At 74.3% G+C, this 12,753-nt stretch carries 14 protein-coding genes; 3 read left to right on the plus strand and 11 right to left on the minus strand.

Annotated elements, in window-relative coordinates; genetic code table 11:
* Positions 1 to 197 precede the first annotated feature (197 nt).
* Genes ACFY0X_RS29710 through ACFY0X_RS29740 form a run of 7 tightly spaced genes read right to left on the minus strand, consistent with a single transcriptional unit; the run spans position 198 to position 5,403 of the window.
* The gene (locus ACFY0X_RS29710) at positions 198 to 527 is read right to left on the minus strand and encodes a TcmI family type II polyketide cyclase (protein ID WP_387759141.1); all 330 of its coding nucleotides are present in this window, start codon (positions 525 to 527) and stop codon (positions 198 to 200) included.
* Positions 524 to 979 carry an SRPBCC family protein gene (locus ACFY0X_RS29715; protein ID WP_387759143.1) on the minus strand — a complete coding sequence of 152 codons (456 nt, stop codon included), beginning with the start codon at positions 977 to 979 and terminating at the stop codon, positions 524 to 526. The genes ACFY0X_RS29710 and ACFY0X_RS29715 overlap by 4 nt, the downstream gene beginning before the upstream one ends.
* Position 980: 1 nt before the next feature.
* On the minus strand, positions 981 to 1,241 hold the full coding sequence (locus tag ACFY0X_RS29720; RefSeq protein WP_387759145.1) for an acyl carrier protein: 261 nt from the start codon (positions 1,239 to 1,241) through the stop codon (positions 981 to 983).
* Positions 1,242 to 1,275: 34 nt separating this feature from the next.
* Positions 1,276 to 2,514 (minus strand): beta-ketoacyl synthase N-terminal-like domain-containing protein, encoded by a 1,239-nt coding sequence (locus tag ACFY0X_RS29725; protein ID WP_387759147.1) that lies wholly within the window; start codon positions 2,512 to 2,514, stop codon positions 1,276 to 1,278.
* 5 nt (positions 2,515 to 2,519) lie between these two features.
* A complete protein-coding gene (locus ACFY0X_RS29730; protein WP_387759149.1) occupies positions 2,520 to 3,776 on the minus strand; it encodes a beta-ketoacyl-[acyl-carrier-protein] synthase family protein in 1,257 nt (418 codons plus the stop codon).
* Entirely contained in the window at positions 3,773 to 4,198 is a 426-nt protein-coding gene (locus ACFY0X_RS29735) for a cupin domain-containing protein (RefSeq protein ID WP_387759150.1), read from the minus strand. The genes ACFY0X_RS29730 and ACFY0X_RS29735 overlap by 4 nt, the downstream gene beginning before the upstream one ends.
* 29 nt (positions 4,199 to 4,227) lie before the next feature.
* A complete protein-coding gene (locus ACFY0X_RS29740; RefSeq protein ID WP_387759152.1) occupies positions 4,228 to 5,403 on the minus strand; it encodes a SchA/CurD-like domain-containing protein in 1,176 nt (391 codons plus the stop codon).
* A 302-nt stretch (positions 5,404 to 5,705) separates the two neighbouring features.
* Between ACFY0X_RS29740 and ACFY0X_RS29745 the strand changes: the two genes are divergently transcribed.
* Positions 5,706 to 7,331 carry an FAD-dependent monooxygenase gene (locus ACFY0X_RS29745; RefSeq protein ID WP_387759154.1) on the plus strand — a complete coding sequence of 542 codons (1,626 nt, stop codon included), beginning with the start codon at positions 5,706 to 5,708 and terminating at the stop codon, positions 7,329 to 7,331.
* A 60-nt stretch (positions 7,332 to 7,391) separates the two neighbouring features.
* Here ACFY0X_RS29745 and ACFY0X_RS29750 read toward each other — a convergent pair whose 3' ends face one another.
* Positions 7,392 to 9,053, minus strand: a complete 1,662-nt coding sequence (locus ACFY0X_RS29750; RefSeq protein ID WP_387759156.1) for an APC family permease — start codon at positions 9,051 to 9,053, stop codon at positions 7,392 to 7,394.
* 319 nt (positions 9,054 to 9,372) lie between these two features.
* Entirely contained in the window at positions 9,373 to 10,293 is a 921-nt protein-coding gene (locus ACFY0X_RS29755; protein ID WP_387759158.1) for a serine/threonine dehydratase, read from the minus strand.
* A gap of 277 nt (positions 10,294 to 10,570) precedes the next feature.
* Here ACFY0X_RS29755 and ACFY0X_RS29760 point away from each other — a divergent pair, with 277 nt between their 5' ends.
* Together ACFY0X_RS29760 and ACFY0X_RS29765 are read left to right on the plus strand one after the other, a co-directional pair.
* Positions 10,571 to 11,449 carry a DMT family transporter gene (locus tag ACFY0X_RS29760; protein ID WP_387759159.1) on the plus strand — a complete coding sequence of 293 codons (879 nt, stop codon included), beginning with the start codon at positions 10,571 to 10,573 and terminating at the stop codon, positions 11,447 to 11,449.
* Positions 11,450 to 11,531: 82 nt separating this feature from the next.
* Complete coding sequence (locus ACFY0X_RS29765; protein WP_387759161.1) at positions 11,532 to 11,792, plus strand: hypothetical protein; 261 nt, start codon at positions 11,532 to 11,534, stop codon at positions 11,790 to 11,792.
* 67 nt (positions 11,793 to 11,859) lie between these two features.
* On the opposite strand, the gene ACFY0X_RS29770 is transcribed toward ACFY0X_RS29765, so the two are convergent.
* Positions 11,860 to 12,186, minus strand: a complete 327-nt coding sequence (locus tag ACFY0X_RS29770) for a hypothetical protein (protein ID WP_387759163.1) — start codon at positions 12,184 to 12,186, stop codon at positions 11,860 to 11,862.
* Positions 12,183 to 12,611: an SAV_915 family protein gene (locus ACFY0X_RS29775; RefSeq protein ID WP_387759165.1), complete on the minus strand. Its 429-nt coding sequence runs from the start codon at positions 12,609 to 12,611 to the stop codon at positions 12,183 to 12,185. Before ACFY0X_RS29775 ends, ACFY0X_RS29770 begins: the two co-directional genes overlap by 4 nt.
* Positions 12,612 to 12,753 lie beyond the last annotated feature (142 nt).

Consider the following 12,753-nt stretch of genomic DNA (forward strand, 5'->3'; position numbering starts at 1 on the left):
GTGCGCCGTGGGGGTGCTGCCCGGGTTTTTTCCACCCGACCGCCGGGTGTTCCGGGGTCATTCGGCGGGGGGGGCCCGGGGGGGGGGCGCCCGCGCGGGCGGGGCCGGGGCCCCCCCCCCCCGCGCCCGGGCCCGGCCGGGCATGCGTCGGCCCGCCCCCGGCACACGGCCGGGGGCGGGCTCTTCGGGACGCGGGGTCAGCGCTCCCAGCGGTAGAACTCCCGCGCCATCGCGTCCTTGGGCTCCCGCCAGGTGGCCGGGTCGTACGCCTGGACGTAGGCGGTCAGGCGGTCGCTGACGGTCCGGAACTCCGGGTGCCCGACGACCTTGGCGACGGCCGGGCCCGGCGGGCGGTCGGCCTCGATCAGGTGCAGGTAGACGTCGCCGAACTGGAAGAGGCTGCGGCCGGTGACGCCGATCAGGTGGGGCAGTTCGCCCCGGTCGGACTCGGCGAACACCTCGGCGATGTCCGGCGCGGCCTCGGGCTTCATCCGGGCGACGATCAGCGCCCGGTGCGCGCCGGTCACAGCTCCGCCGCCCGCTTCTCGACCTTCTCCCGGATCAGCTGCATCTGGATCTTCGAGTTGCGGTTGATGTGGCCGGTCATGCCCTCGTCGTCGACCGGGGCGGTCGGCTTCATCGCGAAGTCCTGGATCCAGCGCATCTTCGTGCCGGCCGGCACCTCCGCGTACTCCCAGCGGATCTCCATGAACTCGAACGGGCCGGGCTCCACCCGGCGGGCGCGCACCGTGAGCGCGTCCCGGTCGGTCTCCCGCTCGGAGACCCAGCTCCACACCTGGCCGTCGTCGTCCGGGTGCATGGTGAGCCGGAACCGGACGAGGTCGCCCTGCCGGTCCAGCACCTCCACCGAGGCGTACTCGCTGAACAGCTGCGGCCAGTTCTCCAGGTCGTTGGTCATCTCCCAGACCAGGTCGAGCGGAGCGGCGATGACGATCTCGTTGTCGGTGTGTCCGGGCATCTCAGGCACCAGCCTTCGTGGCGAGGGAGGAGTTGACCAGTTCCAGGAACTCGGCGGGGGTCTTGGCCGACTCGGCGCCCGAGGTGACCTTGAGGCTGTGCCGGTTCTCCAGCTCGCCGACCACGCCGAGCAGGCCGAGCGAGTCGATGCCGAACGCGTCGAACTCCGCTCCCGGCCGTGCCAGGTCGCCCGGGTCGACGGTGACCCCGGCCCGGGCCTGGAGCAGCTCGGCGAGTTCCGGATAGCTGAGGGTGTTGCTCACGGGGTGTGTCCCTTCGATGGTGTGACGGAGTGGTTCAGGGCCGCGCGCGCCGGACCACCAGCGCGGAGTTGGAGCCCATCAGTCCGCGGCTGACCACCAGCGCGGTGTTCAGCTCGGCCGGGCGGGCGCGGTCGGTCACCAGGGCGAGGTCGTGGCAGACCTCGGTGACGTTCGGGGTGGGCGGCAGCACGCCGTCCTCCATGGCGAGTACGGCCGCGGTCACGTCGAGCATCGGGGCGCCGCAGTAGGCCCGCCCCGTACCGGACTTGGGCGCGGTGACCGGGACCCGCTCGGCGTACGGGCCGAGCGCGTCGGCCAGCGCCAGGGCCTCCGCCCGGTCGGCGGCCGGCACCCCCAGGGCGTCCGCGAAGACCACGTCGATCTCCTCGGGCGCGATGCGGGCCTCGTCCAGCGCGATCCGGATCGCGGCCGCCATCCCCTCCCGGGACTCCGCCCAGCGGGAGGCTCCGGTGAAGGTGGCGCCGTGGCCGGCCAGCCGCGCCCGGACGCGGGCGCCGCGCAGGCGGGCCGCCTGCTCGTCCTCCAGCAGCAGCATCGCGCCGCCCTCGGCGGGCGAGAAGCCGCAGGCCTGCGCGGTGAACGGCAGGTACGCCCGCTCGGCCTGCGCGGCCAGGCTGAGCTCGGGGTAGCCGAGCTGGCAGACCATCGAGTACGGCGCCAGCGGGGCCTCGGCGGCGCCGACCACCACCGCGTCGGTGCCGCGCTCGATCGTGCGGGCGGCGTGCGCGAGGGCGTCCAGCCCGCCGGCCTCGTCGCTGGCGACCACCCCGCAGGGGCCCTTGTAGCCGCCGCGGATCGAGATCTGGCCGGTGCTGGCCGCGTAGAACCAGGCGATGGACTGGTACGGGCCGACGAACCGCGGCCCCTGGCCCCAGAGTTGCTGGAGTTCGCGCTGGCCGAACTCGCCGCCGCCGGAGCCGGCCGCGGTCACCACGCCGACCGAGTAGGGCTGGTCCGGGTCGGGCTGGAACCCGGCGTCCGCCACCGCCAGGTCGGCGGCGGCCATCGCGTAGTGCGTGAAGCGGTCGGTCTGCACCAGGAAGCGGTTGTCGATCGCCGACTGCGGTTCGAACCCGTTCACCTGGCCCGCGATCCGGAGCGGCAGCCCGGTGCAGCCCTCGCGGGAGATCCGGTCGAGGACGCTCACGCCCTGCCTGGTGGCCTTCCAGAAGGCGTCGGCCCCGACCCCGTTCGGCGCCACCACGCCGAGGCCGGTGACCACCGCCCGGCGGCCCTGCTGACGTGACGTCATGGAACTCACCCCGTTCTGTTGAGCACGACGGCGGACTGGAATCCGCCGAATCCGCTGCCGACCGAGAGGATGTGGCTCAGCGGCAGCTCACGCGCGGTGCGCGGCACGTAGTCGAGGTCGCACTCCGGGTCCGGAGTCTCGTAGTTGGCGGTCGGCGGCACGACGCCGTGGGCGAGTGCCAGGGTGCAGGCGACGACCTCGATGGCGCCGATCGCGCCGAGCGAGTGCCCGACCATCGACTTGATCGAGCTCATCGGCGTCCTGAAGGCGTGCTCGCCCAGCGAGCGCTTGACCGCGGCGGTCTCGTGCCGGTCGTTCTGCTTGGTGCCGGAGCCGTGCGCGTTGACGTAGTCCACCTCGGTGCGGTCCACCCGGGCGTGGTCGAGCGCGTGGTCGATCGCCCGGGACATCTCCAGCCCCTCCTTGGTGAGGCCGGTCATGTGGTAGGCGTTGCCGAAGGTGGCGAAGCCGCCGATCTCGCCGTAGATCCGGGCGCCGCGGCGGCGGGCGTGCTCCAGCTCCTCCAGCACCAGGACGGCGCCGCCCTCGCCGAGCACGAAGCCGTCCCGGTCGGCGTCGAAGGGGCGGGAGGCGTGCGCGGGGTCGTCGTTGCGCTCGCTGGTGGCCTTGATGGCGTCGAAGCAGGCGACGGTGATGGGCGAGATCGGGGAGTCGGAGGCGCCGGCGACGCAGATGTCGGCGCGTCCGTCCTCGACCGCCTGGAAGCCGTAGCCGATCGCGTCCAGGCCGGAGGTGCAGCCGGTGGAGACGGTCTGCACCGGGCCGTGGGCGCCGGTCCGCTCGGCCACCGCGGAGGCCAGCGTGCTGGGCGCGAAGGCCCGGTGCAGCTGCGGCTCCGCCTGCTGGTGGTCCACGTCCCAGCGGGCTCCGCCGGCGCTCACCAGGGCGTAGTCGTGCTCCAGGCGGGTGGTGCCGCCGACGGCGGTGCCGAGCGAGACGGCGATCCGCCACGGGTCCTCGGCGGCCAGGTCCAGCCCGGCGTCGGCGATCGCCTCGTCGGCCGCGACCATCGCGAACTGCACGTAGCGGTCCGCCCGTTGGACGTCCTCCGGGCCCAGCCCGTGGGCCGCCGGGTCGAAGTCGACCTCGGCGGCGATCCGGGAGCGGAACCCGGTGGGGTCGAAGAGCGTGATGCCCCGGGTCGCGGTGCGGCCGGCCGTCAGCAGGTCCCAGAACGCCGGGACGCCGACCCCGCCGGGTGCGACCACACCGATCCCGGTGACGGCGACGCGCCGGGTCACGAGCCCACCTTGGCGTGTTCCGGCGGCCCGGACGCCGCGGTCCCCTCGGTGCTCACGTGCCCGAGGTCGGGGCGCGGGGCGAGCGGGCCGAGGTGGAAGACCATCCGGGCCTCGGTGTCGCCGACGTTGCGGAAGCGGTGGCGCATGTTGATCGGGATCATCAGGCCCTGGTCCGGCTTGAGCGGATGGGGCTTCCCGTCCAGGTCCACCTCCAGGTCGCCGCAGACGACGAACACGAACTCCTCGGAGTACGGGTGGTAGTGCTCGCCGATCCGCTCGCCTGGCTTGACGATCGCCAGGCCCATGAAGCCGCTGGTCGCGCCGCAGCTGGTCGGGGTGAGCATGGTGCGCAGCTCGGCGCCGTGGCGGCGGTTCTCCGGTGCCTCGTGGACGCTGACGATCCGTGGGGACTGCGTGGTCATGGAGATCCTCCCGTGTGGGTGACGGAACGTCAGTTGTTGATCGGGTCGGCGGAGGTGCGGTCGGTGACCGGGTTCATGGCGCGGGCGGCGAGGAAGGCGCCGAGCCCGGCGACGGTGCGCAGGTCGCCCTGCGGGCCGAGGTCGAGCAGCCCGGCGAGCACGGCGGCCTGCCCGTCGTCGGCCACGCCGAGGGCGGCCGCCGGGTCGGCCTCGGCCGGCACCCGCAGGTCCACCAGGCGCACCACCACGTCCTCGCGGTGGAAGACGGTGGCCGCCGCGACCGGCCCGGTCGGGTCGGCGGTGGCCAGGTCGTCGTGCTCGGCCAGCAGTTCGGCCACGGCCTGGCCCCGGCCCGGACGGACCGGGTAGAGCACGGCGTGCCGGTGCAGCCGGGCGGAGGCGGGGGAGCTGGCGACCGCCTGGTGCCGGGCCGGCAGCGCGGCCCTGGCGAAGAACGCCCGGGCGGCCTGCGGGTCGCCCAGCTGGCGGGCCTCCTCCAGGTGGGGGTTGAGCGCCTCCTCGACGGCCCGCACCTCGGGCTGCATCGCCACGTGGCGCAGCGCGTCGCCGAGGTCGCCGATCACCTCGACGGCGCGGACCACCCGGTTGCCGAGCATGAACAGCGAGGTGCGGCGCAGCCTGGTGTGGTCGTCCACCTCGGCCCGGGGGGAGGCGTAGCCGGAGAGGATCCGGGCCACCTCGGGCTCGCTGCCGGGCTTGACGGTGAAGGTCAGCGCGTGGCGGACGACGCCGTCCGGCCCCGGCTCGGCCTTGGGCGGGCCGACGTGCCCGGCGGGCGCGGTGCGCGGCAGTCCGGGCGGCACCTCCATCGGGGCCCGGGTGCCGGTCGAGCCGGCCGCGGAGGTCTCGCGCAGCACGGCGTAGCGCAGCGAGCGGAAGTTGTCGCTGACGCAGCCGTGCATCGGCTTGACCATCTCCCGGTGGGCCGGGCTGTCCACCCACTTGAGGAAGGTCTCCTGGTCCTTCCACTCGCTGGTGATCAGCCACTGGCGCGGGTCGTTGATCGACTGGCACAGCTGGTCGCTGACGTGGCCGGGCACGGAGGCCACCTGGTGGCGCAGCTGCTCGTACACGTCGAGGAAGCGCTGCTGGGCGCCGTCCTGGATCTCCAGCATCAGCACCACCCGCAGCCGGGTGTCGGCCTCGTCGTGCTGCTTCGGCTGGGGTTCGGACAGAGTTGTCATGGTCCACTTTCTGCTCTGGGCCGCACGCTGCGGGCCGTGTCGGCCGTGCCCGGCGGGTGCTCCCCGGCCTGGGAGGGCGGTGCGACGGCGGTTCGGCCGGGCGAGTCGGCGCCAGGCCTGAGGTCGATCGTGGGCGGCGCGGCGGGCGCGGCGCGAGATTTGCGGGCCATCCGGGCGAAGGGGCGGCACGGACGCCCTCCGGCGGGGGATGGAAGAGCGGGGCCCCCGGATGAGCGGGGCCGTCGGGCGGCGCCGGGCCCAGTCGCCGGGCCGCGCAATCCCCTGACAGGGTGGAGCGATTGATGAATCCGAAGGTTGACGACCGGGTGCCGGTCCTGATCGTGGGCGGTTCGCTGGTGGGGCTGTCCGCCTCACTCTTCCTCGGCCGGCTCGGGGTCGGACACCTGCTGGTCGAGAAGCACGCCGACACCTCGCACCATCCGCGAGGCCGCGGCAACAACGTCCGCACGATGGAGCTGTACCGGGTGGCCGGGATCGAGCCGGCGATCCGTGAGGCGGCCTCGATCCTGGCCCCCAACCACGGCATCCTCCAGGCGCCCTCGCTCACCGGCGCCGAGCAGGAGTGGCTGTTCCGGGACATCGACCCGGGCGGCCGGCTGGCCCGGTTCAGCCCCAGCTCCTGGTGCCTGTGCAGCCAGAACGACCTGGAACCGGTGCTGGTGCGGGCGGCCCGCGAGCTGGGCGGCGAGCTGCGGTTCAGCACCGAGCTGGTCTCCTTCGAGCAGGACGCGAACGGCGTCACCTCGGTGCTGCGCAGCCGGGAGAGCGGCGAGGAGCGGGTGGTGCGCTCGGAGTTCCTGATCGCCGCGGACGGCCCGCGCAGCCCGGTCCGGGAGGCGCTGGGCATCGGCCAGACCGGCAAGGGCGAGCTGTTCCACAACGTCAGCATCACCTTCCGGGCCAAGCGGCTGGCCGAGGTGGTCGGCGACCGGCACTTCATCGCCTGCTACCTGACGAACCCGGAGGCGGACGGCGCGCTGCTGCCGGTGGACAACCAGGAGGAGTGGGTTTTCCACGCGCCCTGGCACCCGGAGCACGGCGAGCCGCTGGAGGCCTTCACCGACGAGCGCTGCGAGCGGCACATCCGCACCGCCGTCGGCCTGCCGGACCTGGACGTCGAGATCACCGGCCGGGCGCCGTGGCACGCCGCCGAGCGGGTGGCCGAGCGGTACGGCGCGGGGCGGGTCTTCCTCGCCGGGGACTCCGCCCACGAGATGTCCCCGACCGGCGCGTTCGGTTCCAACACCGGCATCCAGGACGCCCACAACCTGGCCTGGAAGATCGCCGCGGTGCTCTGCGGCTGGGCCGGGCCGCGGCTGCTGGAGACGTACGGGCAGGAGCGCCGTCCGGTCGCCCGGGTGACCGGCGAGCGGGCCTCGGCCCGCTCCGCCGAGCACAGCCACCCCGGGTACGCGGTGGTGCCGGGTGTCGGCCGGCAGGCCGGTGTGCTGGCGGTGGCGCTCGGCTACCGCTACCCGGTCGGCGCCGTGGTCGGCGCGGACCGCGACGGCCCGGTGGTCCCCGAGCAGTTCGAGTCGGCGGGCGAGCCGGGCAGCCGGGCGCCGCACCAGTGGCTGCTGCGGGCGGGGGTGCGGCTGTCCACGCTGGACCTGTACGAGCAGGCGATGGTGCTGCTCGCCGGTCCCGAGGGCGGTGCCTGGCAGGCCGGGGCCCGGCGCGCGGCCGACCGGCTGGCCGTCCCGCTGGACGGCTTCCGGATCGGCGACGGCGCCGAGGACGACCTGGCCCCGGAGCCCGGCGCGGACTTCGCCGCACTGCACGGCATCGGCCCGCAGGGCGCCGTGCTGGTCCGCCCGGACGGCTTCGTCGCCTGGCGCTCGCCCGGCCCGGCGCAGGACGCGGAGGCCGAGATGCTCACGGCGCTGCGGACGGTGCTGAGTCTGTGAGCGCGCGGAAGGGCCCGCCGGTCGCACGGCCGGCGGGCCCTTCCGGGTGTGCGGGGCCGGTCAGTGGCCGCCCGCGTCGACCACCTCGATGTCGGCGACCTCGTGCTCGATCGCCTCGGCGGGCAGCGCGACCCGGATCGCCCAGAAGTAGATGACCAGCGCGAACACCGCCACCAGGGCCATGTCCCACCACATCGGGATCCAGCCGGTGCCGTCACCGAAGCCGCCCTGCCAGGAGATCAGGCCCAGGCCCACCAGGTAGACCGGCAGCCACTGGGCGGACTTCCAGCTCAGCCGCGGCGCGTTCGGCAGGCCCTTGCGGATCGCGTACGCGGCGTAGCTGCCGAGCAGGACGTAGCCGAGCACGATCGCGATGCCCAGGCGGGACAGGGTGTGCCAGCCGGCCCAGTAGATGATCAGGCTGGAGACCACGAACGCGGCCGGGGAGATCACGCCGCCCAGCGGCAGCCGGTAGGAGCGCTCGCGGTCGGGCAGCCGGCGGCGCAGGGCGCCGAAGGCCAGCGGGGCGCCGGCGTACATCAGCACGCTGGCCGAGGTGATGAAGCCGACCAGCTCCTGCCAGCTCGGGAAGGGCAGGAAGCAGACCACGCCGGTGACGAACGACATGGCCAGGCCGAACCACGGCACGCCGTTCTTGTCCAGCTGCTCGAACTTCTGCGGCGCGTAGCCGTTCTTGCTCAGGCCGTAGGAGATGCGCGAGGTGGAGGTGGTGTAGATGAGGCCGGTGCCGCCGGGGGAGACGATGGCGTCGAAGTACAGCACCCAGGCGAGCCAGCCCAGGCCGACCACGGTGGCGAGGCCGGCGAAGGGGCCCTCGATGCCGGGGAAGTCGAGCTTGTCCCAGCCGTTGACGAAGGAGCTGACCGGCAGCGCGCCGATGAAGGCGACCTGCAGCAGGACGTAGATCAGGGTGCCGATGGCGACCGAGCCGAGCACGGCGCGGGGGATGTCGCGCTTGGGGTTGCGGCTCTCACCGGAGATCTGGATGGCCTGCTCGAAGCCGAGCAGCGCGAAGATGATGCCGCTGGAGCTGATCGCGGCGAGCACGCCGTGGGCGCCGAACGGGGCGAAGCCGTGCGAGGTGAAGTTCGAGCCGTGGAAGTTGTTGATCGACAGCGCCAGGATCGTGAGCAGCGGGACGCCGATCTTGAGCCAGGTCGCGACCGAGTTGGTGGCCGCCAGGACCCGGACACCGAGGAAGTTGACCGCGACGAACACGCCCATCAGGAGCACCGCGACGATGAATCCGCTGGTGGTGAGGGTGCCGTTGTCGTTGAGGAAGCTCTTGGCGAACTCCCAGTGGCCCGCGTAGCCGATCATCGCCTCGACCTCGATCGGGGCGACGGTGGCGGCCTGGAGCCAGGAGAACCAGCCGAACGACATGCCGGCCAGGCCGCCGAAGGCGTAGTGCGGGTAGCGCGCGGTGCCGCCGGCGACCGGGAACATCCCGCCGAGCTCGGCGTGCACGAGTGCCAGCAGCACGATCGCCACGGCGCCGATGCCCCAGGAGACGAGGGCGGCCGGTCCGGCGACGACGACGGCGTTCTTCGCGCCGAACAGCCAGCCGGAGCCGATGATCGAGCCGACCGAGGCCCACATGAGGCCGATGAGGCCCACGTGGCGCTTGAGCGACCGGTTGGTCGTCCCGGATTCCGAGCCGGTGCTCTGTCCGGGCGGCGAGATCTGGTTGAGGGATGCCATGAACGATCTCTCTGTGGGTGGGGGCTCCGGGGTGGGCGGAGCGCGGAGAGTTGCCACACAGTAGGGCTATTCAGAGAGGTATGCACAGATCTCATTACTGAATGTTTACCTTCTTTGCCGGATATCCGTGCTGGTAGGAGGCTATCTGTTCAGTTGTCTGTTACGTTACCGGCCGGTAGGTCCAGCATTTGAGCGTGCATTGAGCTTTGCCATTCCGTTCGGCAATATTGTCGGCCGGTGGGGACATAGGAATAGCGGGTCGTGCATGGCCATACCGGACGGCCCGGGTGGGCCGGCCGGATCGCGGTCTGACGCGCCGTCAGTTCGCCAGGTCGGACGGGTCGGTGTTGGCGCCGCAGAGCAGCACGGCCACCCGCTCGCCCTCGGCCTGCCCGAGCGCGGCGAGGGCGGTGGAGGCCGCGTACTCGACGGCGATCCGGCGGTCCTCCCAGAGCTGCCGCCGGGCGCGCACGATGGCCTCGTCGTCGACCAGCACCGAGCGGACGCCCGGGTGCGCGGCGGCGTCCACGGCGAGGGCGGTGGCGCGGCGGGCCCCCAGCGCGTCCTGGGCGACGGAGTCGACCGGGACGTCCACCGGGCGGCCCGCCGCCAGGGCGGCGTTCAGCGCGCGGCTGCCCGTCGGCTCCACGGCCAGCACCCGGATGCCGTGCTCGCGGGCCGCCACCGCCACCCCGGCGAACAGCCCGCCGCCGCCGACCGACACCACCACGGTGTCCAGTCCGGGCACCCCGGCCCGCATCTCCGCCAGGACCGTCCCGGCGCCGGCCGCGATCAGCGGGTGGTCGTACGCGTGCGACGCCAGCGCCCCGCTCCCGGCCGCGAACTCCTCGCAGGCGGCCAGCGCCTCCGCGTACTCCCGGCCGGTCAGCCGTACCTCCGCGCCGTACGAACGCAGCCGCGCCAGCTTCACCGGGGAGGCCGTCTCGGGCAGGAACACCGTTGCCCGGACGCCGAGTTCACGAGCCGCCCAGGCGCAGGCCAGCCCGGCGTTGCCGCCCGAGGCGATGGTCACCCCGGTGTCCGGGAGGGTGCCCGCCTCGGCGTGGGCGAGTAGGAAGTTCTGCGCGCCGCGGGCCTTGAAGCTACCGGTGTGCTGGAGGAACTCCAGCGCCAGCCAGGTCCGTCCGCCGTCGTCCCCCGGTGCCACCGCCACCGGGCGCACCCGCCCGGCGATCCGCTTCCCGGCGGCCTCGACCTCGTCGTACGTCAGCTGATCCATCGTCTTCCGCTCCTTCGTCGAGGGGTGCGTTCCACCGGGAGTCCCGGCCAGGGCGACGGTACGTCCCGGGCGCGGACGGGGGGAAGATCGCGATCACCGGCGCCGGGCGGGGCGTAGGCTGGCCCCGTGCGTCTTGTGATCCTCCCTCCGCCGGCCCGCTAGCGGGCGGCCCACTCCACCCACTCCGGCCCGACGGGACCTGCCCGCAGCCGGGGCGATGACTGCCGCCCGCGTTCCCCGCGGACCTGACCGGCAACTCATCGTGGAGTACCGACGCATGACCTCGTACGCCGCCGTGCCCTTCCGGCGCGGCCTCCTGTCCATCTCCGCCGCCGCCGTCGCCTGGGGCGTGGGCGGCGCGGTGTCCGCGCTGCTGATGCGCACCGGCGGGCTCGGCCCGGCGGGCGTCTCCTGCTGGCGCTTCGGTGTCGCCGCGCTCTGCCTGGCCCTGCTGCCGAGCCGCGAGCCGCGCGCCGAGCGGGGCGCCGCCCGGTGGCGCTCCGCCGTGCTGACCGGGCTCGGACTCGCGGTCAGCCAGTGCGCCTACTTCGGCTCGGTGCGGTACGCGGGCCTCGGCCTGGGCACCCTGATCACCATCGGCGCCGGCCCGGTGTTCACCAGCCTCGGCGCCCACCTGCTGCTCGGCGAGCGGCTGACCCGCCGCGCGGCGGCCGCGGTGGTCCTGGCCCTGGGCGGCCTCGCCCTGCTGGTGGCCGCCCCCGCGGCGGGCCCGCGCCCCGCCCTCGGCGTCGCACTGGCCGTCCTCGCGGGCGCCGGCCAGAGCGGCCTCACCCTCTGGGCCCGGGGCGGCGGCTCGGCCCGGGCCGGCACCGGCGCCTTCACCACCGGCCTGCTCTGCCTGTTCCCGCTCGCCGCCGTCCAGGGCGTCCACGGCCTGCTGCCGACGGGCGGGGACCCGGTGGCGACCGCGGTGGCGCTGCTCTTCCTCGGCACGGTGCCCACGCTCTTCGCCTACCGCTGGTACTTCACCGGCCTGACCACCGTGCCCAGCACGACGGCCGCGGTGCTGGTCCTGCTGGAGCCCGCGACCGCGGCGGTGATCGGCGTGCTGTTCCTCGGCGAACCGCTGACGGCGGGCCTGCTGGCGGGCTCGGCGCTGCTGCTCGCGGCCATCGCGGCGCTGGCGCGCGAATAGCCGGGGGCGGCGGACTCCGGCGGCCACCCGGGCGGGCGTCCTGTGGTCGCCGGGGGTCCGCCGGCATGCTGTGGTGGTCCGCATGAACAGCTCACTCCCGGCCCGGGTGGCCGCCGCGACCGCCTCCCTCCTCCTGCTCACCACCGTCGCCGGGGCCGTGGTCGCCGCCGCCGGACCGGCCGGGGCGACCGGGCGCCGGGACGTCACCGCGGAGCAGTGCCGGGGCGCGGGCGGCCACGTCGAGGGCAGCGGCTACTGCGTCGACGCGGCAGGCGACGACGCCTGGGGCCAGCCCATCGACGGCCAGGCGATCAACCCGGATCCGCGGCCCGGGGAGGAGTGAGCGCGGTACGGGCCCCGCGCCCCGGCCCCGGGTGGGGCGCGGGGCGCGGGGCCCGTGGCGGTTCGGGTCAGGGCACCGGGCGCAGGGTGACCGGGGCCGGGGTGAGGGCGCGCAGGACGAGGTCGATGCGCACCCTGGCGGCGCCCGCGCGGTGCAGGGCGGTGGCGATCGTCCGCAACTCCTCGGGGCCGGTGCAGGCGAGGCGCAGTTCGAGGTCGGCCTCACCGGCCAGGGCCAGGCCGCTCTGGACGGCCGGGAACTCGGCCGCGAGGCGGTCGAAGTCGAGCGGGACCGGGCCGTGGCTGATCCGGGCGATCGCGTGCAGCGCCCGGGCGGGCTGGGCCCGTCCGACCGGAGCGGGACCGGCCGGGACGAGCTGAAGCGGTGCGGTCACCGGTGCTGGAACTGGACGGTCGGGGTCGGGGCGCCGGGCGACGCGGCGGGGGCGGCGCCGGGCGGTGAGGCCGGGGACGGGGTGGCGACGGAGGGAGTGGTGACGGAGGGAGTGGTGACGGACGGGGCGGTGACGGAGGGAGCGGTGGCGGGCGGTGCGGTGGTGGGGGCGGCGGTGACGGACGGGGCGACCAGCCTCGGGTCCACCACCAGGGCGTCGATCCCGAGCGGGGCGAGGAGGGCGCGGAGGGCGGGCTCGCCGAGTTCGGTGTGGGCCTGGTCGGGCCCGAGGAGGGCGGTGAGGGCTTCGAGACTGGAGAATCCGACCGCGCAGCGGCGGCCGTCGCGCAGGCGGAACAGGCGAAGTGCGGTGGTGCTCCCGGTGCCGGAGGCGGTGACCGGAACGTGCCAGACGAGGCGGGCCATGCGGATGCTCCCGAGTGGGGTGGTGGTGCCTGCCGGAACTACTTCCTCGAAGCTAGGGCGACCCGGCCCGGGGGTCGCCGGTCCTGACGCACCGTTGACCGAATGGGGTCGTGCGTTGACGCACTCCTGACGTCCGGCTCAC

Origin of the sequence: Kitasatospora sp. NPDC001547, assembly GCF_042894165.1 — a bacterium.
Taxonomy (GTDB): domain Bacteria; phylum Actinomycetota; class Actinomycetes; order Streptomycetales; family Streptomycetaceae; genus Kitasatospora.

Coding starts and splice junctions, on each gene's coding strand:
- ACFY0X_RS29765 (WP_387759161.1), top strand. CDS start 11,532: ATGAACAGCTCACTCCCGGCCCGGGTGGCCGCCGCGACCGCCTCCCTC.
- ACFY0X_RS29775 (WP_387759165.1), bottom strand. CDS start 12,611: ATGGCCCGCCTCGTCTGGCACGTTCCGGTCACCGCCTCCGGCACCGGG.
- ACFY0X_RS29735 (WP_387759150.1), bottom strand. CDS start 4,198: ATGACCACGCAGTCCCCACGGATCGTCAGCGTCCACGAGGCACCGGAG.
- ACFY0X_RS29760 (WP_387759159.1), top strand. CDS start 10,571: ATGACCTCGTACGCCGCCGTGCCCTTCCGGCGCGGCCTCCTGTCCATC.
- ACFY0X_RS29725 (WP_387759147.1), bottom strand. CDS start 2,514: ATGACGTCACGTCAGCAGGGCCGCCGGGCGGTGGTCACCGGCCTCGGC.
- ACFY0X_RS29745 (WP_387759154.1), top strand. CDS start 5,706: ATGAATCCGAAGGTTGACGACCGGGTGCCGGTCCTGATCGTGGGCGGT.
- ACFY0X_RS29750 (WP_387759156.1), bottom strand. CDS start 9,053: ATGGCATCCCTCAACCAGATCTCGCCGCCCGGACAGAGCACCGGCTCG.
- ACFY0X_RS29715 (WP_387759143.1), bottom strand. CDS start 979: ATGCCCGGACACACCGACAACGAGATCGTCATCGCCGCTCCGCTCGAC.
- ACFY0X_RS29740 (WP_387759152.1), bottom strand. CDS start 5,403: ATGACAACTCTGTCCGAACCCCAGCCGAAGCAGCACGACGAGGCCGAC.
- ACFY0X_RS29755 (WP_387759158.1), bottom strand. CDS start 10,293: ATGGATCAGCTGACGTACGACGAGGTCGAGGCCGCCGGGAAGCGGATC.